Source organism: Kitasatospora sp. NPDC001547, assembly GCF_042894165.1.
Taxonomy (GTDB): Bacteria; Actinomycetota; Actinomycetes; order Streptomycetales; family Streptomycetaceae; genus Kitasatospora.
On record NZ_JBIAVL010000011.1, the window covers coordinates 108,675 to 131,457 of the forward strand.

Sequence of the window (22,783 nt, forward strand, 5' to 3'; positions counted from 1 at the left end):
GCTTCGCTTCCGGCCTGCCCCGGCTCGGCTCCCGGCCTGCCCTTGCTCGGCCTCCGGCCTCCCCCGTATCACCCGCGGCTTGCTCCGGGATCGCTGCCGGGTCGCCAGTTCGACCGGGGCCACTGGTTCCGGAGATGGTGTCCCCGTCACCCGTTCGGCCGAGCAGCGCACTGGTGGTGTACGCCCTTCCAGCGGACAATACGGGTCATGTCGCGTCGCTCCGCTCCCACCAGCCCGGTCCTGAGCACGCCCGTCGGCGAGGAACGGGAGCCGCGTCCGCCGCACCGGTACCGCGCGCGGACCGGTGCGCTGGCGGCCGGGGCGGTTCCGGTGCTCGCGTTCCCCGCGCCCGGGCAGGCCTGGCTGGCCTGGATCGCGCTCGTCCCCGGACTGCTGCTGTTGCAGCGGGCGCCGTCGGGCCGCGAGGCGGCGGTGCGCGGCTGGTGGTTCGGCGCGGGGTTCATCCTGACCGCGATGTACTGGCTGGTCCCGTCCGTCGGGCCGGGGCTGCCGGTGCTCGCGGTGCTGTTCGGGGCGCTCCAGGCCGGCGTCGGGTACACCGTGCACCGGCTGCTGCGCCCCCAGCTGACCGCCCGTCGGGCACTGCTCGCGCTCCTGGTCGTGCCGGCGGTCTGGGTGACCACCGAGTACGCGCGGTCCTGGCCCGCGCTCGGCGGGCCGTGGGCGCTGCTCGGCGCCACCCAGTGGCAGCACCCGGCGATCCTCGGGCTGGCCGCGGCCGGCGGGATCTGGCTGGTCAGCGCGGCGGTGGCGGCGGTGAACACCGGGGTGCTGATCGCGCTGACCGGGGTGCACTGGCGGCCGTGGGCCGTCGCCGCCGGGTCCGTCGTGCTGGTGCTGGCCTGCGGCCCGCTGCTGTTCGCGCTGCGCGAGGCGCCCGCCGGGGACGGCGCGGTGACCGTGGCGCTGGTCCAGCCCGGCATCGTGGAGGACCCGCAGGCCCGGTTCGAGGCGAGCGCGCGGATCACGGCCGCACTGGTCGGGCAGCCCGTGGACCTGGTCGTCTGGGGCGAGAGCAGCAGCACCGCCGACCTGGACCGCGACCCGGCCGCCCTGGACACCCTGCGCCGACTCGCCGCGACCACCGGTGCCGAAGTCGTCGCCGGGGAGGACGCGCGCAAGGCGGACGGGCGGATCTCCAAGGACGCGGTGCTCGTCTCCCCCACCGGCGTGGTGGACCGCTACCGCAAGATCCGGCTGGTGCCGTTCGGCGAGTACATCCCGCTGCGGCCGGTGCTCGGCTGGATCGCCGGGGTCAGCCGCGCCGCGGGCGAGAACCGGGCGCCCGGCACGTCCTTCCACGTCCTGCCCGCCACCGACCGGGCGGGCGGGCCGCTGCCCGTCGCGGCGCTGATCTGCTTCGAGTCGGCCTTCCCCGACATGGCCCGCACCGCCGCCCGGGACGGCGCCCGGGTGCTGGTCTACCAGTCCTCGACCTCGACCTTCCAGCGCACCTGGGCCCCCGAGCAGCACGCCTCGCTGGCGGCGATCCGGGCCGCCGAGACCGGCCGGCCGGCCGTCCAGGCCTCGCTGACCGGGGTCTCGGCCGCCTTCGACGGCCAGGGCCGGGAACTCGCCCGGCTCGGCACCGACGGCACCGGAGCGGCGACCGTCCGGCTGCCGCTCACCGCGCCCGGGACGCTGACCTGGTACGACCGGATCGGCGACGTGGTGCCGCTGGGGGCGCTGGTGGTCACGGCGGGCGCGGCGGGCACCGCCGCGGCCGGGTGGCGCCGCTCGCGCGTGGTCCGGCGTTCCGGTCAGCCCTCGGTACCGGCGGTGTAGACGCCGAACGCGGCGCCCTGCGGGTCGCGCAGCACGGCGATCCGCCGGCCGCCCGGCAGACCGGTCGCGGGCATCAGCACGTCCCCGCCGAGTGCCGCCGCCCGGCTGACGGTGTTGTCGACGTCGGCGGCCGCGAAGTACGGCAGCCAGTGCGGCGGCACCTGGGGCGGGAAGCGGTCGTCCATCGTCAGCATGCCGCCGAAGTCCCTTCCGTCCAAACCCCATTGGGGGTAGTGCTCGGACGGCGCGACGGACCAGCCGAAGACCTCCGGGTAGAAGTCGAGCGCGCCGGAGGGGTCGCGGGTGAGCAGTTCCACCCAGCCGAGCGCGCCGGGCTCGTTGAACACCCCGGCACCCCGGAAGGCGCGGGCCTGCCAAAGGATGAACACCGCGCCGGAGCGGTCGGCGGCCACCGAGAAGCGGCCGAGGTCAGAGACGTCGGTGGGGTCCTTCAGGATCCGGCCGCCCGCCTCCTTGATCCTCCCGGCGGTGGCGTCGGCGTCGGCGACCGCGATGCAGACCGTCCAGGCGATCGGCTGCTGCGGGGCGTAGCGCGGGGTGATGGCGGAGGCCGGGGCGCCGTGGACCAGCATCTGGGTGTAGTCGCCGTCCCCGGGGCGGGCCGTGTCGTCCACCTGCCAGCCGAGGAGCTCGGTGTAGAACACCCGGGCCGCGGCCGGATCGGAGGTGCCCAGCTCGGTCCAGCAGGGGGCGTTGGTGGTCACGGAGGTCTGCTTCATGACGTCTGTCCTCGCAGCTTGCTCGGGAACTCCCGGTTGTTCGGCGCCTCGGCCCCCGCACCTCGTGCCCCAGCATGCGGGGCGGGGCGGAGCTTGGCGGGCGGGGGTGGGCCGAACGGGGTGCGGCCGCGAACAGATGACAGCTGACAGATTTCGAAATCTGTCAGCTGTCATCTGTCATCTGTTAGCTGTTACCTGTTCGCCGTCAGCTGTCGGCTGTCAACTGTTAGCTGTTACCTATTCGCCGTCAGCTGTCAGCTGCCGGCCCTCGGCGACCGCCGTCCGTCAGCCGCGGACCGCCCGTGACACCGGGATCCACAGCTCCGCCTCGGCATCGGCCGTTCCCGGGACGAACCGGGTCTGGAGGATCTCCGGGCCCGGCCGGGCCTCGTACGGGTTGGACGGGAACCACTGGCCGGCCACGTCCGCCCACATCTCCTGCAGGGCCTGCGGGAACGGCCCGGTGTTGGTGAACACCGCCCAGGTGCCGGCCGGGACGTCGAGCACGTCCAGGTCCGGCGGGACGGCGACGCCCTCGCGCGCCACCACCGCGTGCCAGTAGTCGAGTTCGGACCCCTCCTCGCGGTTCGGCGAGAGGTCGTCGCTCACCGCCACGATCCCGGCCGGGTCGTCCCCGGACAGCGCCGCGATCCGCTCGATCCGCTCCTTGCCGAGCCCCTTGACGAACTCGGCGATCCCCGGGTTGATCCCCAGGTAGACCAGGGTGACCCGGGCCTTCTTGCCGACGATCCGGAAGTCCGGCTTCTCGACGATACGGTATTCCATACTGCTGCTTCCCTCCACGACGAGTCGGAAGGACATCCGGGGCTGGGAGACGAGCACCGCACCGTCGCGCCGGGCGTCCCCCGGCCCGACCCCGTGCATGGCCCGGAACGCCCGGGCGAACGCTTCCCCCGAGGAGTACCCGTACCGGACCGCGATGTCGAGCAACGTCCGCTCGCCGTCCAGGACTTCGGCACCGGCGACGGTGAGCCGCCGGCGCCGGACGTACTCCGACAGCGGCATCCCGGCGAGCATCGAGAACAACCGCCGGAAGTGGTACTCCGACGTCATCGCGATCCGCGCCAGCTCGGCCACGTCGACCTCGCGGTCCAGCCCGTTCTCGATCCGGTCCATCGCCCGGTTCAGGTGCTCCAGCACGCCAACCCCGTCCTTCCCTTACTGACTTCACCGTAGAAAGGACCCACCCTGCCGCACCCGACAATCGGTGCCCGCTCCGGTCGGGTCCCGATGGCCGGGACTCCGATGGCCGGGTCCCGATGGCCGGGTCCCGGTGGCCAGGGCCCCGGTGGCCGTCAGCGGCTCAGATCAGGCCCTGGGCGAGCATCGCGTCCGCGACCAGCTCGAAGCCGGCGATGTTCGCGCCGACCACGTAGTTGCCCGGGTGGCCGTAGCGCTCGGCGGTGGTGAAGCAGGACTTGTGGATGTGCTTCATGATCCCGGCCAGCCGCTCCTCGGTGTGCTCGAAGGTCCAGGAGTCGCGCGAGGCGTTCTGCTGCATCTCCAGCGCACTGGTCGCGACACCGCCCGCGTTCGCCGCCTTGCCCGGGCCGAAGGCCACCCCGGCCTCCTGGAACACCCGCACCGCCTCCGGGGTGGTGGGCATGTTCGCGCCCTCGGCGACGGCCAGCACCCCGTTGCGCACCAGGGCCAGCGCGTCCGCCCCGGTCAGCTCGTTCTGGGTGGCACAGGGCAGCGCGACGTCGCAGGGCACGCTCCACACGCCCGGGCCCTCGACGAACCGGACGTGGCTCCCGCGCAGTCGGGCGTAGTCGGAGACCCGGCCGCGCCGGACTTCCTTGACCTCCTTGAGCAGGTCGAGGTCGATGCCCTTCTCGTCCACCACGTACCCGGAGGAGTCGGAGCAGGTGAGCACGGTCGCACCCAGCTGCTGCGCCTTCTCGATCGCGTAGACGGCGACGTTGCCGGATCCGGAGACGACCACCCGGCGCCCGTCCAGGCCCTCGCCGCGGCTCTTCAGCATCTCGGAGGTGAACATCACGCAGCCGTAGCCGGTGGCCTCGGTACGGACCCGCGCGCCGCCCCAGCCGAGACCCTTTCCGGTGAGCACGCCGCTCTCGTACCGGTTGGTGATCCGCTTGTACTGGCCGAAGAGGTAGCCGATCTCCCGGCCGCCGACGCCGATGTCCCCGGCCGGCACGTCGGTGTACTCGCCGAGGTGGCGGTACAGCTCGGTCATGAAGGACTGGCAGAACCGCATGACCTCGGCGGCCGAACGGCCCTTCGGGTCGAAGTCGGAGCCGCCCTTGCCGCCGCCGATGGGCAGACCGGTGAGCGCGTTCTTGAAGATCTGCTCGAAACCGAGGAACTTGACGATCCCGAGGTTCACCGAGGGGTGGAAGCGCAGCCCGCCCTTGTACGGGCCGAGGGCGCTGCTGAACTCCACCCGGAAGCCGCGGTTGACGTGGATGTCGCCGGAGTCGTCCGTCCACGGCACCCGGAACATCAGCTGCCGCTCGGGCTCGCAGATCCGCTCGATGATCCGGGCGTCGAGGAGTTCGGGGCGGTGCGCGAGCACCGGTGCCAGGGTCTCCAGCACCTCGTGGACGGCCTGGTGGAACTCCTCCTCGCCCCGGTTGCGGCGGACCACGTCCGCGTAGAGCGCCTCGATCGCGCGCCGTTCGGCTTCGAAGGAGGAGCCGGCGTCGAATGAGGAGAAGGAGGAGGAGAAGGGGCGGGGGCTGGCGGGGGTCGTCGGCATCTGGTGGGCCCTTCCGTGGTCGTCGATGGGCGTGCGCGATGTCCCGGCGGGCCTGAGGGACGTGCCCAGGGAAACGGGGCAAGTCTCGCAATGTCCACACCGCGGATCCCGCACCATCCACATGTTGGAAGAGCCGAGGGGAACAGGCGGGGCTGACGGGGTGTTGTGCGCCTCCGTGATCGAGTCCGGTCCCACCCGGCTCCAGTTGTTCAAATTGGAACTACCTAGTACGGTCGACCTCCGATCCACGCCCGATCCGCAACGATCCACCCCCGAACCACGGAGGCCCACCCATGCCGCAGCCCGGCTCCGCCACGGTGCGCTCGCGTGTGCGCATCCCGCTGACCTTCCCCGACGGCTACCGGGCCGAGGCGGAGGCCTTCACCTTCCACGGCCTCGCCGACGGCGCCGAGCACCTGGCGCTCGCGCTCGGCACCGTCCCCGAGGGCGGGACACCGCTGGTGCGGCTGCACTCCGAATGCCTGACCGGCGACGTCTTCGGCTCGGACCGCTGCGACTGCGGTCCGCAGCTGCGCGAGGCGGTGGAGCGGATCAGCGAGGCCGGCGGGTACCTGCTCTACCTGCGGCAGGAGGGCCGCGGCATCGGGCTCTACAACAAGCTGGACGCCTACGCCCTCCAGGACTCCGGCCTGGACACGTACGACGCCAACACCGCGCTCGGACTGCCCGAGGACGGCCGGGACTACACCGCCGCCGCCCAGATGCTCGCCGCACTCGGCGCGACCGGCATCGACCTGCTGAGCAACAACCCGGACAAGGCGGCGCAGCTGGCCGAACTGGGGATCGTCGTACGGCACCGGGTGCCGACGGGGGTGCACCTGTCGGCGAGCAACGTCCGCTACCTGCGGGCGAAGGTGGAGCGGACGGGGCACTCGATCGAGCTCTCCCGACTGGTCGGCTGACGGGCGCGCCCGCCCGTCAGCCCGTCCATCACCTACCGCGCCCCGCCCGCCTCCCGACCGTCCGCAGCCCTGCGTACGCCGCCAGCGGCAGCGCCACCAGCAGCGCGGCCCAGAAGGCCCCGTGCCCCCACAGCCCGGCGATCGCCCGGAACGGCCCCTCCAGCACCGGAATCCGCAGCGCTTCGACCGGCCCCAGCGGCCCCGGCCAGGCCCCCAGGAACAGGGTGGCCGGGGTCCAGAGCGCGAACAGCCCCCGGGCGGTGGCGGGCGTCCCGAGGGTGCTCACCAGCGACACCACCGCCAGCAGCAGGACGAATCCGGCCTGGTAGGCCGCACCGGTCTGCCCCGTCCCCCAGGAGGCGGGCGTCCGGTGCACCCCGGTGGCCGCCAGCCGGACCTCGACCGCCGCCCACAGCAGCAGCACCAGCACCGCCGTCGTCCCGAGCGCGAACCGGAGCCGGTCGCGGGTGCCCGCGCCGCCCGTCCGCCACCGCCCGGACGGCGCGCCCGCCGACCGCCCGGCTGCGGTGGCCGACCGTCCGGCGGCGGTGGCCGTCCCGGACGACCGTGCCGCGCTCCGCGCGTCCAGCCGCCGCCAGGCCTCCCGGACCTGCCTGCGTGCCTCCTGGGCCGGCTTCAGCAGCCGGTTCGAGGCCCGCTCGACCAGGACGAGCGAGACCACGATCGCGACCACGGCCGCGATGCCCGCCCAACTCCCCATCCCCCCTTCGAACACGACCACCCGCTCAGCCACCGACGGCGGCGTCTCCAGCGCCGTCATCGGCGGCCCGAGCCGCAGGTAGCCGATGGCGACGGCCCCGGCCCCGGTCAGCAGCGCCGTGCCGACGCCCACCCGGGCGGGGAAGAAGGCGATCACGGCGGCCGCGACGAGCCCCGCGCTGAGCTGGCCCACCACCTGCCGGGCCGCGTGGTCGCCCGCCTTCCGCAGCGGGCCGCCGAACACGCCGGTGGGCGAGATGTCGAGCTTCTCCCCCGCCTCGACCGGGTAGCGCAGCACCGCCCCCGCCCACAGCAGCAGCCCGAAGGCGAGGAGCAGCAGCACGACCGCCCCGGCCCGGCGCGGCAGCGCGGTACGGGCGTGCGGCCACCAGGCCGCCAGCCGCCCCCGCCAGTCCACCGGCGGCCGTCGGCGCCGGTTGCGCCACAGCCGGGCCACCCGCCCCTCCTGTCGCACCCCGCCTCCGGCCCCGGCCTGCGGCTCGGGCCGCTCGGGCCGTCCCCGGCCGCGCCGCCGCAGCGCCTCCGCCGCGACCAGGGCCGCCCGCCCGCCGGGCTGCGCCGGATCCGCGCCCACCGCCCGGCGCCGCAGCGCGGACCAGCGGCGCCGCACCACGTCCCGGGGCGTGGCCGCCGCTGGGTCGGGCGCCGGTCTGCGGGCCACCGTCCGTACGGCGGTGCGGGCGCCCGCGCCCGCCGCCAGCGCGCCGTCCACGACCGTGGCGGCCACCACGGCGGCGAGTTCCGCGACCCGCTCGGGCAGCGGCAGCCGGTGCAGTGCGGCGGGCAGCGGCGAGAGCCGGCCGAGCAGCCGCGCGCGCTCCTCCGGCCGGATGCTCAGCCAGACCGCCTGCCGGTGCGCCTCCTCGCGCTCCTCCGGGCTGAGCCCGTCGCCGCCGCGCCGGCCGCCGCCGACGGTGCGGGCCAGCCGGTCCACCTCGGCCAGCACCTCCGGCAGTCCGGCCAGCGCGAGCAGCCGCGAACAGTGCTCGCCCGCGCACTCGGGATGGAAGCAGTCGTAGCGGGCGACCACGGCCGGCGCCCCGCCCCGGACCAGTTCGTCGATGAACTCGGCGCCGTCCGGTTCGGTGACGACGCGTTCCAGCCCGGGGGTGTCGATCGGACGGTCGCGGTAGTGCGGGACGGCGCCCGGAACGAAGGCGGCGCCCATCGCGAGCACCGCGACCGCCGCCACGGGCTCGCGCCGGGAGCCGGGCGCCCGGGCCACCTCGGAAAGGTAGTGCAGGTCGAAGACGGTGTCCTCGACCTCGTCCCGCAGCCAGTCCCGCACCCGTTCCGCTCCCCCGGTGGAGAGCCAACGGGCCGCCGCACCGGAGTTCTTGAGCAGCGCCTCGGTGAGCCGGACCGGGTCGGTGAACGGGTTGCCGAGGAAGGTGACCGGCCGGTGCGCCCGGGTGTGCGCCTGCGGCCGTCGGCGGATCACCTCGGGGGTGCCGCCGGCCAGCCAGCTGCGGACCTGCGGAGCGGTCCAGCGGTCTTCCGGCTTCTTGGTGAACAGGCCCTGGAGCAGCAGCAGTTGGCGCGGGTCCCGGACGGCGCTGAGGTCCACCTCCTCGCCCATGACCAGTTCCAGCTCCAGCTCCTGGTCGGCCGGGCGCTCACCGTCCGCGCCGACGAACCGGGGGCGGCCGACGAACAGTTCGTACAGCACGTTGCCGAGCCCCCACCAGGGCCCGGCCTGGTGGTTCTTGCCGGCCAGCTGCTCGGGGGCCATGTAGGCGACGGTGACCATCATCGCGGAGCTGAACCGGCGGCTGTCGGTGAGCCGGTCGACGCCGCCGAAGTCGGCGATCACGAACTCGCCGGCCCCGCTGCCGGGGCGCACCAGGATGTTGGCGGGCTTGAAGTCCAGCGGGTTGCGCTTGATCCGCCGCTGCCAGAAGTCGAGCAGGGCGACGAGCTCGTAGACGATCTGCTCGGTGGTCCGCCGGTCGCCGTGCCCGCCCGCCCGCCACAGCCCGGCGACGTGCGCGGCGAGGGTGACCGGCAGGTACTCCATGGCCACCCAGTCGACGTGGGCGCCGTGGTGGCGGACCCGGCCGAAGTCGATCAGGTGCGGGACGTGCCGGCGGAAGCCGTCGTTGCGCAGGTGGACGAGCAGGTCGTGGTCCATCGGCTGGCCGGCGACGGCCACCTTGACGGCCGCGTCGCCGCCGCCGTCGGTGCGCCGGACGTACCAGACGGTGCCCTCGGAGCCGGCCCCGGCCCGGCCCAGCGGGATGAAGCGGCTGCGCAGGGCGTCCGGGAAGACGCCCTCGAACGGGCCGTCGGCGCCCGGCACGTCGCCGTACCCGCCCTCGGTGCCGCCCGGTCCGCCGGCTACCGCTCCGTCCCGCGCTCCGCCGGACCCGCCGACCGGAGCGGGGCCGCCGGGGCCGATGCCGTCCAGCCAGGAGCGCGGGCCGGCCGCTGCCCCGGAGCGGGGCCGGACGACCTCGGTCACCGCCTCCGGGTCGATGGGGTCCGAACCCCCCAGCCGTCCGGGGTCTCCCGGCTCGGAAAGCCCACCCGGTCGGCCCGGTCGGAGTTCCGTGGGCGCGTGGGGATCGAACCGCGGCTCGGCGCCGGATGTCCGGCGCGTCGCGGCCTCCGGGTCGAAGCGCGGCGGGGCGGCGGGCGCCCGGCGAGTCGCGGCCCGCGGGTCCACCCGGGTCGGCGGGTCCACCGGGGGCGGGCCCGATCCGAGCCGGGACGGCCGGGCCGGGCCGGAGTCGGAGCCGTGCCAGCGCCCCCGCGACCACCGTTCCACCCTGCTCCGCGGCGGATTCCCCGGCTCGGCCCCGGCGGCCGACCGGGGCCCCGGCCCGTGCCGATCGCCCTCGGCCGGGACCGCGTCCTCCGTCGTGCCCATGCGACGTTCCCCTCCCCCGCGACCCGGACCGGCGCGGGCCGTGACCGTGGGCGCACCGATGCCGGGGTGGATTGTGACGCGTCATCATCCCGCACGTGGGACGCGGGTGTCGGCCGCTTTTCCGGATCAGGACCGCCCTATCGCAGGACCGATACGCAAGCGTGTCCGCGGCGGGGAACCGGGCGCCGTCGAGGCCGCCGCGGGGCCGTCGGCGCCCCGGCCGGGCCGTCCACGCGACGCGGCCACCGGAGCGGTCCGTGCGGGAGCGGCCCGGCCCCGGGACCGGCCCGGCCCGGGGGCCGACCAGGCCTCGGACCGAAACCCGGGCCGAAACCCGGGCCGAGGCCGGGCCGGACCGCGGTCGGGACCGCGGTTGACCGGCTCCGGGCCGTCCTCAGCGCTCCTCGACCGGGCGCCCCAGCGGCTCCTCCAGGATCCGCCGGGCGATCTCGCCGGGGCGCACCGGGCGCCCGAAGTGCCAGCCCTGCGCCCAGTCGCAGCCCATGGTCCGCAGCCGCTCGGCGTCCCGGTGGGTCTCCACGCCCTCGGCGGTGACGGTCAGGCCGAGCGCGTGCGCCATCGAGACCAGCCCGCTGACGATCCGCCACCCGGTGGACTCGTCCTTCCCCGGTTCGTGCAGGTCGCCGACGAAGGAGCCGGCGATCTTCAGCCCGGAGACCGGCAGGTCCCGCAGGTAGGCGAGGTTGGACCAGCCGGTGCCGAAGTCGTCCACGGCCAGCGACACCCCGAGGTCGACCAACCCGTGCAGGGTGCGCAGCGCCTCGTCCTCGGGCCCGACCACGGTCGACTCGGTGATCTCCAGCTGCAGGCGGGCCGGGTCCAGTCCGGTGCTGTCGAGGATCCGGCCGAGGTCGGTGACCAGGGCGGCGCTGCGGGCCTGGCGGACCGCCAGGTTGACGTTGAGCTGCGGAGCGGCGTCGCCGTACCGCTTGATCCAGTCCACGGCCTGGCCGCAGGCCTGCTCCAGCACCCAGCGGCCGAGCGGCATGATCAGCCCGGTCTCCTCGGCGGTGGTGACGAACTCGTCCGGGCCGAGCACGCCGAGCTGCGGGTGGCGCCAGCGCACCAGCGCCTCCACGGCGGCCAGCCGGCCGTCCGCGAGGCGGTAGAGCGGCTGGTAGTCGATGAAGAACTCGCCGCGGTCGAGGGCCGCGGGCATCCGCACCGACACCGCGTAGCGGCTGACCGCCCGGGCGTTCTCCTTGGGGTCGAACAGCGTCCAGCGGCCGCGGCCGGCCTCCTTGGCGCGGTAGAGGGTGAGGTCGGCGGCCCGGACGGCGGCGCCCGGGGTGGTGGTGGACACCCGCCGCTCCAGCACGCCGACGCTGGCGCCGACGGCGAGCTTGTGGTCGCCGATCAGCACCGGCCCGGCCAGCGCCTTGAGCACGGTCTTCGCGGCGGCCACCGCCTCCTGCTCGCCCCGGCACTTCTCCAGCAGGACGACGAACTCGTCGCCACCGAGGCGGGCCACCAGGTGGCCGAGCGGGCTGAGGGCGGCCTTCAGCCGGGCCCCGACGGCGGACAGCAGCTGGTCGCCCATGTCGTGGCCGAGGCTGTCGTTGACCACCTTGAAGCCGTCGAGGTCGACGTAGCAGAGGCCGAAGCGGGCGCCCGGCTCGGGATCCTCGAACAGCTTCTCCAGCCGCTCGAAGAAGGCCGCGCGGTTGGGCAGGCCGGTCAGCGGGTCGTGGGTGGCCTGGTGGCGCAGCCGCTCATGGAGCCGGTAGCGGTCGGTGACGTCCTCCAGCATCGCGACCTGGTACTGCGGGGAGCCGTCGTCGTCGCGGATCAGCGAGACGGTCAGGTGGGTCCAGACCACCTCGCCGTCCTGGCGGTAGTACGGCTTGTCGAACTGGAAGTAGTCCCGCTTGCCGCTGATCAGCTCCTCGTACGCCTCCCACACGCCCGGGGTGTCCTCGGGGTGCACGAGGTCGCCGACCCGGCGGCCGATCATGTCGTCCGGGCCCGCGCCGAAGAGCTCCTGGAGGGCCTTGTTGACCGCCATGATGTTGCCGTCGGTGTCACCGATGCCGATGCCGATCGCGGCGCTCTCGAACAGCGCCCGGAAGCGGGCCTCGGAGGCGCGCAGCGCCCGTTCGGCCTCCTTGCGGGCCGCGTCGGCGGCGGTGCGGATCGCCTCCTGCTCGGACAGCGTGCGCTCGCGCAGGGCCGCCGCCCAGCCGGCCGCGAAGGCGCCGGTCAGGGCCGGGCCGCGGTCGTCGTGGACGGGCTGCGCCTGCAGCAGTTCGACCGCCCGGGACAGCAGCACCGGGTCGGTGAAGTGCGCGTCGACCAGTTCGGCGCCGGCCTGCGCGGCCAGCCGCGGCTCGAACGGGTCGTCCTCCTGGGCGCGGTGCAGCAGCGCGGCGGTGCGCGCGACCAGTCGGCCGAGCAGTCCGGGGGGGACGGCGATGCCGTGGTCGGCGGAGAGCAGCTGGGCCCACGCCTCGTGGAACCGCTCCGCGTTGCCGCGCACCGGGGTGGTACTCATCTGCTGAACCTGGTTCCTCTGGTCTGCGCGCCGGTTCCGGCGGTCGCGGCGGGCTCTGCGTGCCCGGCGGCAGCCCGTCGGCCGGTACCGCCGGCGCGCGTGCCGCTGCCGCCCGTGCCCGGCGCCGCGACGCCGGCGGCCGCCGCGCGGGGCGTACGGCCGTCGGCGCCTCGTCCGTCGCGTCCGCTCAAGGGCGGAACCCCACGCCCGCCACCCCGGTCATCCGCTCGGGGTGCTCACCGACCGTTCCGGGCTGGTCCGGGCGCCACTGCGGCAGGTAGACCACGCCGGGCTCGACCAGCTCGAAGCCGGAGAACATCGCGGTGATCTGCTCGTGGGTGCGCATGGTCAGCGGGGTCGGCGTCCGCTTGTAGAGCTTCTGGTGGTCCTCCGCCTGGTCCGGGCGGCCCTCCAGGGAGGCGTGCGAGAGCACCAGCGCGCTGCCGGGCGGGAGGACGTCGCGGATCACGCCGATCAGCTTCCACGGGTCCTCGTCGTCGCTGACGAAGTGCGCGACGGCGACCAGCAGCACGGCCACCGGCTCGCCGGCCGCCAGCAGCTCGACGACCTCGGGGCGGGCCAGCAGGTCGGCGACGTCGCGCAGGTCGGCCTGGACGACGGCGCAGTCCTGGTCGTCCTCCAGCAGCAGGCGGCTGTGCGCGACGGCGACCGGGTCGCGGTCCACGTAGACGACCTTCGCCTCGGGGCGGATCGCGCGGGCGATCTCGTGCACCGCTCCGAAGGTCGGGATGCCGGAGCCGATGTCCAGGAAGCGGGTGACGCCCTGTTCGGCGAGGAAGGTGACGGCGCGCCGCAGGAAGGCCCGGTTGGAGCGCATGATCTGCGGCAGCTCCGGCCACAGGGCGATCGCCTTGCGGGCCATCTCCCGGTCGACCTCGAAGTTGTGCGAGCCCCCCAGGTAGTAGTCGTAGACCCGCGCGGCGTTCGGTTTGTCCAGGTCCGTACCCTCCGGTACCCAGCTCGGTCGCCGCATGCCCGTGACTCCTTCACTCCGGTTCTGGGGGTGCAGCGCCCAGGGGATGCTGCCGTGACTGATGAGACTACAAGCACAGAAGATCCTCCTCCGCACCCCGAACGGGTGCAAGCGGAGTGGGCCCTTCCTGGCCGGGAGGTGTTCGCGGAACGTTCACCTCCACACCGGGCCCGCGCCGCGGACCAACTCGGCAACGGTCCAACCGCGTTCACCCCCGGGTCCGACCGGGGCCGGACTAGGCTGGGGCCGTGGACCCCAACCACTACCGATTCCGGGACGTCTGGCGGCTCGCGGCTCCGGCACCCATCGTGTACGCAGCACTGGAGGACGTGCAGAGCTACCCGCTGTGGTGGCCGGAGGTGCGGGAGGCACGGCCGACCGGCGAGGACTCCGGGGACGTGGTGCTGCGCGCGCTGCTGCCGTACCGGCTGGTGGTCGGCCTGGTGCCGAGCCGGCGCGATCCGGCCGCCGGAGTGCTGGAGGTGACCATGCGGGGTGACCTGAACGGCTGGACGCGGTGCACGGTGACGCCGGACGGGCCGCGCGGTGCGGGCAGCCGGGTGCTGTTCGAGGAGGACGCCCGGCCCGGCCGACCCCTGCTGCGCCGATTCGCCCTGCCGCTGCACCCGCTGTTCCGGGCCAACCACGCGGTGATGATGCGCCGGGGGCAGCGGGGGCTCGCGGCGTACCTGGCGGGGCGGGGTGATGGATCCGGCGGGGGCTCGAACGACAGGCGACGGATGACGGCGGACAGATGACAGACGACGACTTTCAGCGAACAGCTGACAGATTTCAACATCTGTCAGCTGTTCGCCGCTCCCCCGACCCCGCGCCCGACACCGAGGCCGGCCCCACGCCCGCGCCCACCGACCCCCCTGACTTCGGCTTCGACGCCCCCTTCGACCGCACCGGCACCGGCAGCAGCAAGTGGGCCCGCGCGGACGCGCCCGGGGTGGTCCCGATGGGCCTCGCCGACATGGACCTGCCCGGCCCGCCCGCCGTCGCCGAGGCGCTGGAGCGGCGCACCCGCCACCGCGCGTACGGCTACACGGGGTGCGACCCGGCCGGCCGCACGCTGGTGGCCGACTGGTACCGCGTCCGGCACGGCGCCGCGTTGGACCCGGACTGGGTCCTGCTGCTGCCCTGCGGCCCGCGCACCGCGCTGCGCGTCCTGCTGGAGACCGTACGGCCGCAGGCCCCCGTCCTCTTCCCCACCCCCGAGTGGGGCGGCTTCGCCCAGCTCTGCCGCGCCGCCGGCCTCCCGTACCGCGAACTGCCGCTGCCCCTGGGCCCGGACGGCTACCGGCTCCCGCGCGGCCCGCTCCCCCGTCCCGCCGGCGCCGTCCTGCTGAGCAACCCGCACAACCCCTCCGGCACGGTGTGGCCGGCCGGTGCGGTGCGCGGGCTCGCCGCCCGGGCGGCCGAGAGCGGCGCGCTGCTGGTCTCCGACGAGGTGCACGGCGACCTCACCCACCCCGGCCGCGCCCACCCCGTCGCCGTCACCACCGCCGACCCCGCGCACCGGCACCTCGTCGTCACCCTCAACTCCGTCGGCAAGACCTTCAACTGCTCGGGCATTCCCAGCAGTTTCGCCCTCGTCCCGGACCCCGGACTGCGCGCCCGGTTCGCCGAGGCACTGGCCGGCTACGGCCTCTGGGAAGGCGGCCTGCTGGAGCAGACCGTGCAGCAGGCCGCGCTGCGCGAGGGCGGCCCGTGGCTGGACGCGCTGCTCGCCCACCTGTCCGCCGCCCGCACCCGGCTGACCGACCGGCTCGGGACCGCCGTCCGCTGCACCCCGCAGGCCTCCTACCTGCTCTGGCTGGACGCCGCCGCGCTCGGCCTGCCGCCCGCCGACGCCCGCCGGGCGCTGCTGGAGCGCTGCGGCCTGGAGGCCTCCGCCGGCGCCGACTTCGGCCCCGGCGGCGAGGGTTCGCTGCGCCTGAACTACGCCCTGCCGGGGCCGGCGCTGGCGACCGTCCTGGAGCGCCTCGAGCGCCTGTGACCCCGGCACATGCCCCGGCCGGACCCGGCCCGCACCCCGCGCGTCGGAGGCCCGGCAAGCCCTGGCTTCACCCGTTCGCCACACCGCTGACCTGCGAAGACGGACGTTCACGGGATTTTTGCGGAGCGCCCCCGCATGCTCCGTAGCAAACTGGGCAAGGTAGACCGGGCCGCAATCGTGATCCCGAGGATGGTGAGTCCGGTGATACCGGTATCCCGCACCACTCCGCCCGACCGGCAGAGCACGCAACCGCCCCCACCGGGGGTGACCCCGTTGACCGAATCGGGGGCGCGCAGCCACGTGTCGGGCGTCTGCTTCAAGATCGGACCGCCCCGTCTGGTGGGGGTGGAAGTCGAGTGGTTCGTCCATGACGATCGATGTCCCTCCCGGCCCGTACGGCCGGAACTGCTCCACGCCGCACTGGAGTCGCTGCCGCTCGGCGGCTCGGACGGCACTTCGCTCCCCTCCGGTTCGCGACTCACGCTCGAACCCGGCGGACAGGTCGAGCTCAGCTCCCCGCCCGCCACCGGCCTCCTGAACTGCGTCGAGGACACCCGACGCGATCTGACCGCCCTGCGGGCCGCCTTCGCGGCGCAGGGCCTGCGCCTCACCGGCACCGGGACGGACCCGCTGGCCCGCCCCCGGCGGATGGTGCTGGACCACCCCCGCTACCGCGCGATGGAGCGCTTCTTCGACTCCGCCGGGCCCTGGGGCCGGATCATGATGACCGGTACCGCGTCGGTGCAGGTGTGCCTGGACGCCGGCGAAGCGGACGGCCCGCAGGCGGCGCAGCGCCGCTGGCGACTGGCCCACCGGCTGGGCCCGGTACTGATCGCCGCCTTCGCCAACTCGCCGATCCTGGACGGGAATCCGACCGGCCACAGGTCCACCCGGCAGACCGTCTGGTCCCGGATGGACCCGACCCGCACGCTCGCCCCGGAGCCCGACCACGGCGACCCGCGCGAGGCCTGGGCACAGTACGTGCTCGACGCCCAAGTGCTGTGCGTACGAAGGCCCGAGGGCCTCCCGTGGACGGCCCCCGCCGGGCTGACCTTCCGCGACTGGATCCGCGGGGCGGGTGAACGCCCGCCCACGCTGGACGACTTGGACTACCACAGCACCACGCTCTTCCCCCCGGTGCGCCCGCGCGGCCACCTGGAGCTGCGGATGATCGACGCGCAGCCCGGGGACGGCTGGGTGGTGGTCGCCGCACTGGTCACCGCGCTGCTGGACGACCCGGTGGCCGCCGACGCCGCGCTCGCCGCACTGGAGCCGCTCGAGTCCCTCGACCGGCCGCAGGGCGCGAACGCCCCGCGCCCGCCGCGCAGCGAGGCCTGGCGCCGCGCCGCCACCCTGGCGACGGCCGACCCCGAGCTGCGCCGGGCCGCCCTGGGCTGCTTCGCCGCCGCCGACGCCGCCCTGGGCCGCCTGCCCGGGGCCGGACGGCTGCGCGACACCGTCGCCGAGTTCGCCGAGCGCTACCCCGCGCGCGGCCGCTGCCCGGCCGACGACCAGCTGGACGCCCTGCGCTCCGGCACCCGACGCACTCCCCCGGAGGAGGCCGCACCATGACCGACGTCCGACCCCGCGGGGGCACCGACTCCACCGCCGCCACCGGCACGGGTGCCGACGCCACGGCCGACACCACCGCCGCCACAGCTGCCGGCACGATCTCCGCTGTCGGCACCGTCGGCGACCTCGGCGCCGTCGGCACCGAGGCGCTGCGCGAGAGCATCGCCACCGAGCTGCTGGCCGCCCGCGCCCGGACCGCCGCGCTGACCGACTGCGTCGAGGACGGCGACCTCACCGCCCAGCACTCCCCGCTGATGTCCCCGCTGGTCTGGGACCTCGCGCACATCGGCAACCAGGAGGAGCTCTGGCTGCTGCGCAACGTCGGCGGCCGCGACCCGATGCATCCCGAGATCGACCCGCTGTACGACGCCTTCGAGCACCCCCGTGCCGAGCGCCCCAGCCTGCCGCTGCTGCCGCCCGCCGAGGCCCGGGCCTACGCCCACGAGGTACGCGGCCGGGTGCTGGACCTGCTGGCCGCCAGCCCGCTGGAGGGCGCGCCGCTGCTGGAGGCCGGGTTCGCCTTCGGGATGATCGCCCAGCACGAGCAGCAGCACGACGAGACGATGCTGATCACCCACCAGCTCCGCCGGGGCGAGCCCGCCCTGGCCGCTCCCCCGCCGCCGCCCGTACCCGCCGACGCGGCCGCCCTGCCCGCCGAAGTCCTGATACCCGCGGGCCCGTTCACCATGGGTACGGACACCGAGCCGTGGGCGCTGGACAACGAGCGCCCGGCGCACACCGTCGACCTGCCGGCCTTCCTGCTGGACACCACCCCGGTCACCAACGCCTCCTACCAGCGCTTCATCGCGGACGGCGGCTACGACGACCCGCACTGGTGGACACCGGAGGGCTGGGAGCACCGGCTGCGCGCCGACCTGACCGCCCCGCTGTTCTGGCGCCACCAGGACGGCCAGTGGCTCCGCCGACGCTTCGGATCGGTGGCACCGGTCGAGCCGAACGAGCCGGTTCTGCACGTCAGTTGGTACGAGGCCGACGCGTACGCCCGGTGGGCCGGTCGGCGGCTGCCGACCGAGGCCGAGTGGGAGAAGGCGGCCCGGTACGACCCGGCCACCGGCCGCTCCCGCCGCTACCCCTGGGGCGACGGGCCGCCCGGCCCCGAGCACGCCAACCTCGGCCAGCGCCATCTGCGTCCGGCCGGCGCGGGCAGCTACCCGAAGGGCCAGTCCCCGTACGGCGTCCGGCAGTTGATCGGCGACGTGTGGGAGTGGACGGCCAGCGACTTCCGCCCCTACCCGGGCTTCCGGGCCTGGCCGTACCGGGAGTACTCGGAGGTGTTCTTCGGCCCCGAGTACAAGGTGCTGCGCGGCGGCTGCTTCGCGGTGGCGCCGGTCGCCTGCCGGGGCACCTTCCGCAACTGGGACTACCCCGTCCGGCGGCAGATCTTCGCCGGCTTCCGCACCGCGCGCGACCTGGAGGCGGACTGATGTGCCGTCACATCGCCTACCTGGGCGAGCAACTGGCACCCCGCGAGCTGCTGGTGCACCCGCCGTACGGGTTGTACCGGCAGTCCTGGGCGCCCCGGGTCCAGCAGTACGGCACGGTCAACGTGGACGGCTTCGGCCTCGGCTGGTACGCGGACGGGGACGAGGCGCCCGCCCGCTACCGCCGGACCGGCCCGATCTGGGCGGACGAGACCTTAGCCGACCTCGCCCGGGTGGTCCGCACCCGGGCGCTGCTGGCGGCCGTCCGCTCCGCCACCGAGGGCTGCGCGCCGGGTGAGGGCGCGGCCGCGCCGTTCGCCGCCGAACGCTGGCTGTTCAGCCACAACGGCGCGGTGGCCGGCTGGCCCGGCAAGCTGGCCGCACTGGCCGCCCTGCTGCCCCCGGCCGAACTGCTGGACCTGGAGGCGCGCACCGACTCGGCACTGCTGTGGGCGCTCGCCCTGCACCGGCTGCGGGCCGGCGCAGGGTTGGGCGAGGCACTGGCGGGCACCGTCACGGACGTCGCCGCGCACACCACCGGCCGGCTCAACCTGCTGCTCACCGACGGCACCGCGATAGCCGCGACCACCTGGGGCGACACCCTGTACCACCGCGCGCTGCCGGGCCTCGGCACCGTGGTGGCCTCCGAGCCGTACGACGACGCGCCGGGCTGGACGACCGTCCCGGACGGCTCACTGCTGCTGGTGGACTCGCGCGGCGTGACCGTGAGCCGCCTCCCCGGCCGCAACTGACTCCCCACTCTCCCTTCATCTTCTGAACAGAGGAACCACCCTGTCATGGACACATTCGATCTCACCCGACTGCTGCCCGCCGACCACTTCAGCACCGCGCTGCGCCACGACGTGCAGCACGGCCTGACCTCGCAGCCCAAGTGGCTGCCGCCGAAGTGGTTCTACGACGCGCGGGGCAGCGAGCTGTTCGAGGAGATCACCCGGCTGCCGGAGTACTACCCGACCCGCGCGGAGCGGGCCATCCTGACCGCCCGGGCCGGCGAGATCGCCGCCGCCACCGGGGCCCGCACGCTGGTCGAACTGGGCTCCGGCTCCTCCGAGAAGACCCGGCTGCTGCTGGACGCCCTGCGCGCGCTCGGCACCCTGGAGACGTACGTCCCGGTGGACGTCAGCGAGAGCGCGCTGACCGCGGCCGGGGCCGCGCTCGCCGCCGAGTACCCCGGGCTCGCGGTGCAGGGCGTGCTCGCCGACTTCACCGCCCGGCTCGGCCTGCCCCCCGAGGGCGGCCCGCGCCTGGTCGCCTTCCTCGGCGGCACCCTCGGCAACCTGCTGCCCCAGGAGCGCGCGGCCTTCCTGCGCCGCCTGCGCGCCGCCCTCGACCCGGGCGACTTCCTGCTGCTCGGCACCGACCTGGTCAAGGACCCGGCGGTGCTGGTCGCCGCCTACGACGACTCCGCCGGGGTGACCGCCGAGTTCAACCGGAACGTCCTGAACGTGCTCAACCGCGAGCTGGGCGCCGACTTCGACCCGGACGCCTTCGAGCACGTCGCGCTCTGGGACGCCGAGCAGGAGTGGATCGAGATGCGGCTGCGCTCGCTGCGCTCGCAGACCGTGAAGATCCCGGCCCTGGACCTGCCGGTGCACTTCGCCCGGGGCGAGGAGCTGCGCACCGAGGTGTCGGCCAAGTTCCGCCGGGAGCGGGTGGCCGGGGAACTGGCGTCCGCCGGGCTGCGACTGAGCCACTGGTGGACGGATCCGGAGGGCCGGTTCGGGCTCTCGCTCGCCTCGCCCGCCTGACCGGTCGGCCCGGGCGGCTTGGACGGCAGGCCCGGGCCCCCCGACCGGCGAGTTCCCGGGCCCCGTGGAGCGGTGGGCCCGGGCGACCTCGCCGACAAGCCCGGGCAGCCTGGCCGACAGACCCGGGGCCCCAATTTGCTTGTTCACCTTACGAATTCTCAGAGCGAAACTTGAGGGTCCAGGTGTACAAGACTTAAACGAATAGGGGTTACGATCTCGGCTACCGAGCTCAGCGTTGAGTACCAGGAGTCAGATCGTGAGCGTCACCCAGAAGCCCTCCGGGGCGGTCGAGGCCCCCGCGCCCGGCCGCCTCGGCTTCGTCGTCTTCATCACCGCGGCAGCGGCCCTCGGCGGCTTCCTGTTCGGCTATGACAGCTCCGTGATCAACGGGGCCGTCTCCGGGATCCAGGAGAAGTTCGGCGTCGGCAGCGGCGTCACCGGCCTGATCGTCTCCTCGGCCCTGCTGGGCTCGGCGATCGGCGCCGCGTTCGCCGGACGGTTCGCCGACCGCTACGGCCGCATCAAGGTCATGAAGGCGGGCGCGCTGCTGTTCGCGGTCAGCGCGGTCGGCTCGATGCTGCCGTTCTCCGCCTGGGACCTCGCCCTGTGGCGCGTCCTCGGCGGCGCGGCCATCGGCATCGCGTCGGTGATCGCCCCGACCTACATCGCCGAGGTCGCACCGACCAAGTACCGGGGCCGGCTGGCCTCCTTCCAGCAGGCCGCGATCGTCCTCGGCATCGCGATATCCCAGCTGGTCAACTGGGTGCTGGCGCAGGCGGCCGGCGGTGAGACCCGCGGCCACCTGCTCGGCCTGGAGGCCTGGCAGTGGATGCTCGGCATCTGCGTCATCCCGGCCGTGGTCTACTTCGTGCTCTCGTCGGTCATCCCCGAGTCCCCGCGCTACCTGATCCAGGCCGAGCGCCTGGACGACGCCCGCAAGGTGCTCGCCGAGGTCGAGGGCGAGGGCGTGGACGCCGACGCCCGGATCGCCGAGATCCAGTCGCTGATCGCCTCCGACCACCGCCCGCGCTTCCGCGACCTGCTCGGCGGCCGGTTCGGCCTGCTCCCGATCGTCTGGGTCGGCATCGGCCTGTCGGTCTTCCAGCAGCTGGTCGGCATCAACGTGATCTTCTACTACTCGTCGATCCTGTGGCAGTCGGTCGGCATCGACCAGAGCAACTCGCTGATGATCAGCTTCGTCGGCTCGGTGATCAACATCCTCGGCACCGTGATCGCGATCGTGCTGGTCGACCGGATCGGCCGCAAGCCGCTCGCCCTGATCGGCTCGGCCGGCATGGCGGTCGCGCTCGGCACGGCGGGCTGGGCCTTCTCCTCGGCCACCGGCAGCGGGGACAACCTCACCCTGCCCGACCTCCAGGGCACCGTCGCGCTGGTCGCCGCCAACGCCTTCGTGCTGTTCTTCGCGCTGTCCTGGGGCGTGGTCGTCTGGGTGATGCTCGGCGAGATGTTCCCGAACCGGATCCGCGCCGCCGCGCTCTCCGTCGCCGCCTCCGCGCAGTGGATCGCGAACTGGGCGATCACCGTCTCGTTCCCGTCCATGTCGCACTGGAACCTGTCGGCGACCTACCTGATCTACGCCGCCTTCGCCGCGCTGTCCATCCTCTTCGTGGCGAAGTTCATGAAGGAGACCAAGGGCGTCCGGCTGGAGGACATGGGCTGATCCGCCCGTCGGACTTCCCGGCCCCCGCACCCCGGCGCGATCAGCGCGCGGGTGCGGGGGCCGAACCGTTTCCGCAGGGCGACGGGCTCGCGGGGCGCAGGGCGTTGCGCCCGGTCGGGGCGGTCCAGGCCGTCGGGTCGGTTCAGGCCGTCGGGGCGGTTCGGTCGGCCAGGGCGGTTCAGGCCGTCGGGGCGGTTCGGATCGGACCTGGCGTTTCGCCCGGTCCGGGCCGCCGGCCGGCGCTTCACGGCCGCTCGGCGAGCCGGGCGTAGCGCAGGGCGAGCCCGTCCAGCAGCGCCTCCAGCCCGGTCTCGAACGCGCCCTCGTCCACCGCCCCCCGGTGACCGGCCAGCCGGTGCGCCTCGCCGAGGTGCGGGTAGTCGGCCGCGTCGTAGACCTCGACGTCCGCCGGGAACCCGGCCGCGAACGAGGCGAGCGCCGAACCGGTGACGAAGTAGCGCATCAGCGCGCCGATCCTGGTCGCCTGGCCGCGCGGCCACCCGGACTCGACCAGGTGGCCGAACACGGCGTCGGCCAGCCGCAGCGCGTTCGGCCGCCGCCCGGGGCCCTGGGCCAGCACCGGGACGATGTTGGGGTGGGCGGCCAGCGCGGCGCGGTAGGAGCGGGCCCAGTCGCGCAGCGCCTGCGGCCAGGCAGGCCCGGCGGTCCCGAACATCGACAGGTCGACTTCGCCGATGACGCTGTCCACCACCGCGTCCAACAGGTCGTCCTTGGTGGCGAAGTGGTTGTAGAGCGAGGGTCCGCTGACCGACAGCTCGGTGGCGAGTCGGCGGGTGGACAGGGCGTCCAGCCCCTCGTCGTCGATCAGTCGCAGCGCGGCGGCGACGATGCGCTCGCGGCTGAGCAGCGGGGTGCGTGGACGGGCCATCGCGGCGGGTGCCTCCGGTTCCTCCGGTCGGGTGTGCCGGCGACCGATTCTGGCAGGTGCCCCTTCCCAGCGCGGGCCGGCGGGGCTACAGTCCCCCCAT

At 74.4% G+C, this 22,783-nt stretch carries 16 protein-coding genes; 9 read left to right on the plus strand and 7 right to left on the minus strand.

The features are described from left to right. Nucleotides 1-207 precede the first annotated feature (207 nt). Entirely contained in the window at nucleotides 208-1,806 is a 1,599-nt protein-coding gene (gene lnt / locus ACFY0X_RS21175) for an apolipoprotein N-acyltransferase (protein WP_387756692.1), read from the plus strand. Here the strand turns inward: lnt and ACFY0X_RS21180 are convergent. From ACFY0X_RS21180 to gdhA, 3 genes are all read right to left on the minus strand, one after another. Beyond that, nucleotides 1,782-2,546 carry a VOC family protein gene (locus ACFY0X_RS21180; protein ID WP_387756693.1) on the minus strand — a complete coding sequence of 255 codons (765 nt, stop codon included), beginning with the start codon at nucleotides 2,544-2,546 and terminating at the stop codon, nucleotides 1,782-1,784. The genes lnt and ACFY0X_RS21180 overlap by 25 nt on opposite strands. A gap of 285 nt (nucleotides 2,547-2,831) precedes the next feature. Then, nucleotides 2,832-3,707, minus strand: a complete 876-nt coding sequence (locus ACFY0X_RS21185; RefSeq protein ID WP_387756694.1) for a GyrI-like domain-containing protein — start codon at nucleotides 3,705-3,707, stop codon at nucleotides 2,832-2,834. Nucleotides 3,708-3,870: 163 nt separating this feature from the next. Next, nucleotides 3,871-5,289: an NADP-specific glutamate dehydrogenase gene (gene gdhA / locus ACFY0X_RS21190; RefSeq protein WP_387756695.1), complete on the minus strand. Its 1,419-nt coding sequence runs from the start codon at nucleotides 5,287-5,289 to the stop codon at nucleotides 3,871-3,873. Between the two features lie 293 nt (nucleotides 5,290-5,582). Here gdhA and ribA point away from each other — a divergent pair, with 293 nt between their 5' ends. Further along, a complete protein-coding gene (gene ribA / locus ACFY0X_RS21195; RefSeq protein ID WP_387756696.1) occupies nucleotides 5,583-6,212 on the plus strand; it encodes a GTP cyclohydrolase II in 630 nt (209 codons plus the stop codon). A gap of 28 nt (nucleotides 6,213-6,240) precedes the next feature. Here the strand turns inward: ribA and ACFY0X_RS21200 are convergent, their stop codons facing one another. The 3 genes from ACFY0X_RS21200 to ACFY0X_RS21210 all read right to left on the minus strand — a co-directional run bounded on the left by ACFY0X_RS21200 (nucleotide 6,241) and on the right by ACFY0X_RS21210 (nucleotide 13,328). Continuing rightward, complete coding sequence (locus tag ACFY0X_RS21200) at nucleotides 6,241-9,414, minus strand: hypothetical protein (RefSeq protein ID WP_387756697.1); 3,174 nt, start codon at nucleotides 9,412-9,414, stop codon at nucleotides 6,241-6,243. A gap of 802 nt (nucleotides 9,415-10,216) precedes the next feature. Next, nucleotides 10,217-12,334: a putative bifunctional diguanylate cyclase/phosphodiesterase gene (locus ACFY0X_RS21205; RefSeq protein ID WP_387756698.1), complete on the minus strand. Its 2,118-nt coding sequence runs from the start codon at nucleotides 12,332-12,334 to the stop codon at nucleotides 10,217-10,219. Nucleotides 12,335-12,521: 187 nt separating this feature from the next. After that, a complete protein-coding gene (locus tag ACFY0X_RS21210) occupies nucleotides 12,522-13,328 on the minus strand; it encodes an SAM-dependent methyltransferase (protein WP_387756699.1) in 807 nt (268 codons plus the stop codon). A gap of 248 nt (nucleotides 13,329-13,576) precedes the next feature. On the opposite strand from ACFY0X_RS21210, the gene ACFY0X_RS21215 reads away from it, so the two are divergent. The 7 genes from ACFY0X_RS21215 to ACFY0X_RS21245 all read left to right on the plus strand — a co-directional run bounded on the left by ACFY0X_RS21215 (nucleotide 13,577) and on the right by ACFY0X_RS21245 (nucleotide 21,794). Beyond that, nucleotides 13,577-14,086 (plus strand): SRPBCC family protein, encoded by a 510-nt coding sequence (locus ACFY0X_RS21215; protein WP_387756700.1) that lies wholly within the window; start codon nucleotides 13,577-13,579, stop codon nucleotides 14,084-14,086. Further along, complete coding sequence (locus ACFY0X_RS21220) at nucleotides 14,083-15,330, plus strand: MalY/PatB family protein (protein WP_387756701.1); 1,248 nt, start codon at nucleotides 14,083-14,085, stop codon at nucleotides 15,328-15,330. Before ACFY0X_RS21215 ends, ACFY0X_RS21220 begins: the two co-directional genes overlap by 4 nt. Before the next feature lie 264 nt (nucleotides 15,331-15,594). Beyond that, complete coding sequence (gene egtA / locus ACFY0X_RS21225; RefSeq protein WP_387756702.1) at nucleotides 15,595-16,902, plus strand: ergothioneine biosynthesis glutamate--cysteine ligase EgtA; 1,308 nt, start codon at nucleotides 15,595-15,597, stop codon at nucleotides 16,900-16,902. After that, nucleotides 16,899-18,347, plus strand: a complete 1,449-nt coding sequence (gene egtB / locus ACFY0X_RS21230; protein ID WP_387756703.1) for an ergothioneine biosynthesis protein EgtB — start codon at nucleotides 16,899-16,901, stop codon at nucleotides 18,345-18,347. The genes egtA and egtB overlap by 4 nt, the downstream gene beginning before the upstream one ends. After that, nucleotides 18,347-19,096 (plus strand): ergothioneine biosynthesis protein EgtC, encoded by a 750-nt coding sequence (egtC, locus tag ACFY0X_RS21235; RefSeq protein WP_387756704.1) that lies wholly within the window; start codon nucleotides 18,347-18,349, stop codon nucleotides 19,094-19,096. Before egtB ends, egtC begins: the two co-directional genes overlap by 1 nt. Before the next feature lie 45 nt (nucleotides 19,097-19,141). Beyond that, nucleotides 19,142-20,113, plus strand: a complete 972-nt coding sequence (gene egtD, locus ACFY0X_RS21240) for an L-histidine N(alpha)-methyltransferase (RefSeq protein ID WP_387756705.1) — start codon at nucleotides 19,142-19,144, stop codon at nucleotides 20,111-20,113. A 253-nt stretch (nucleotides 20,114-20,366) separates the two neighbouring features. Continuing rightward, nucleotides 20,367-21,794 carry a sugar porter family MFS transporter gene (locus ACFY0X_RS21245; RefSeq protein ID WP_387756824.1) on the plus strand — a complete coding sequence of 476 codons (1,428 nt, stop codon included), beginning with the start codon at nucleotides 20,367-20,369 and terminating at the stop codon, nucleotides 21,792-21,794. 244 nt (nucleotides 21,795-22,038) lie between these two features. On the opposite strand, the gene ACFY0X_RS21250 is transcribed toward ACFY0X_RS21245, so the two are convergent. Then, the gene (locus tag ACFY0X_RS21250) at nucleotides 22,039-22,683 is read right to left on the minus strand and encodes a TetR/AcrR family transcriptional regulator C-terminal domain-containing protein (protein ID WP_387756706.1); all 645 of its coding nucleotides are present in this window, start codon (nucleotides 22,681-22,683) and stop codon (nucleotides 22,039-22,041) included. Nucleotides 22,684-22,783: the final 100 nt, after the last annotated feature.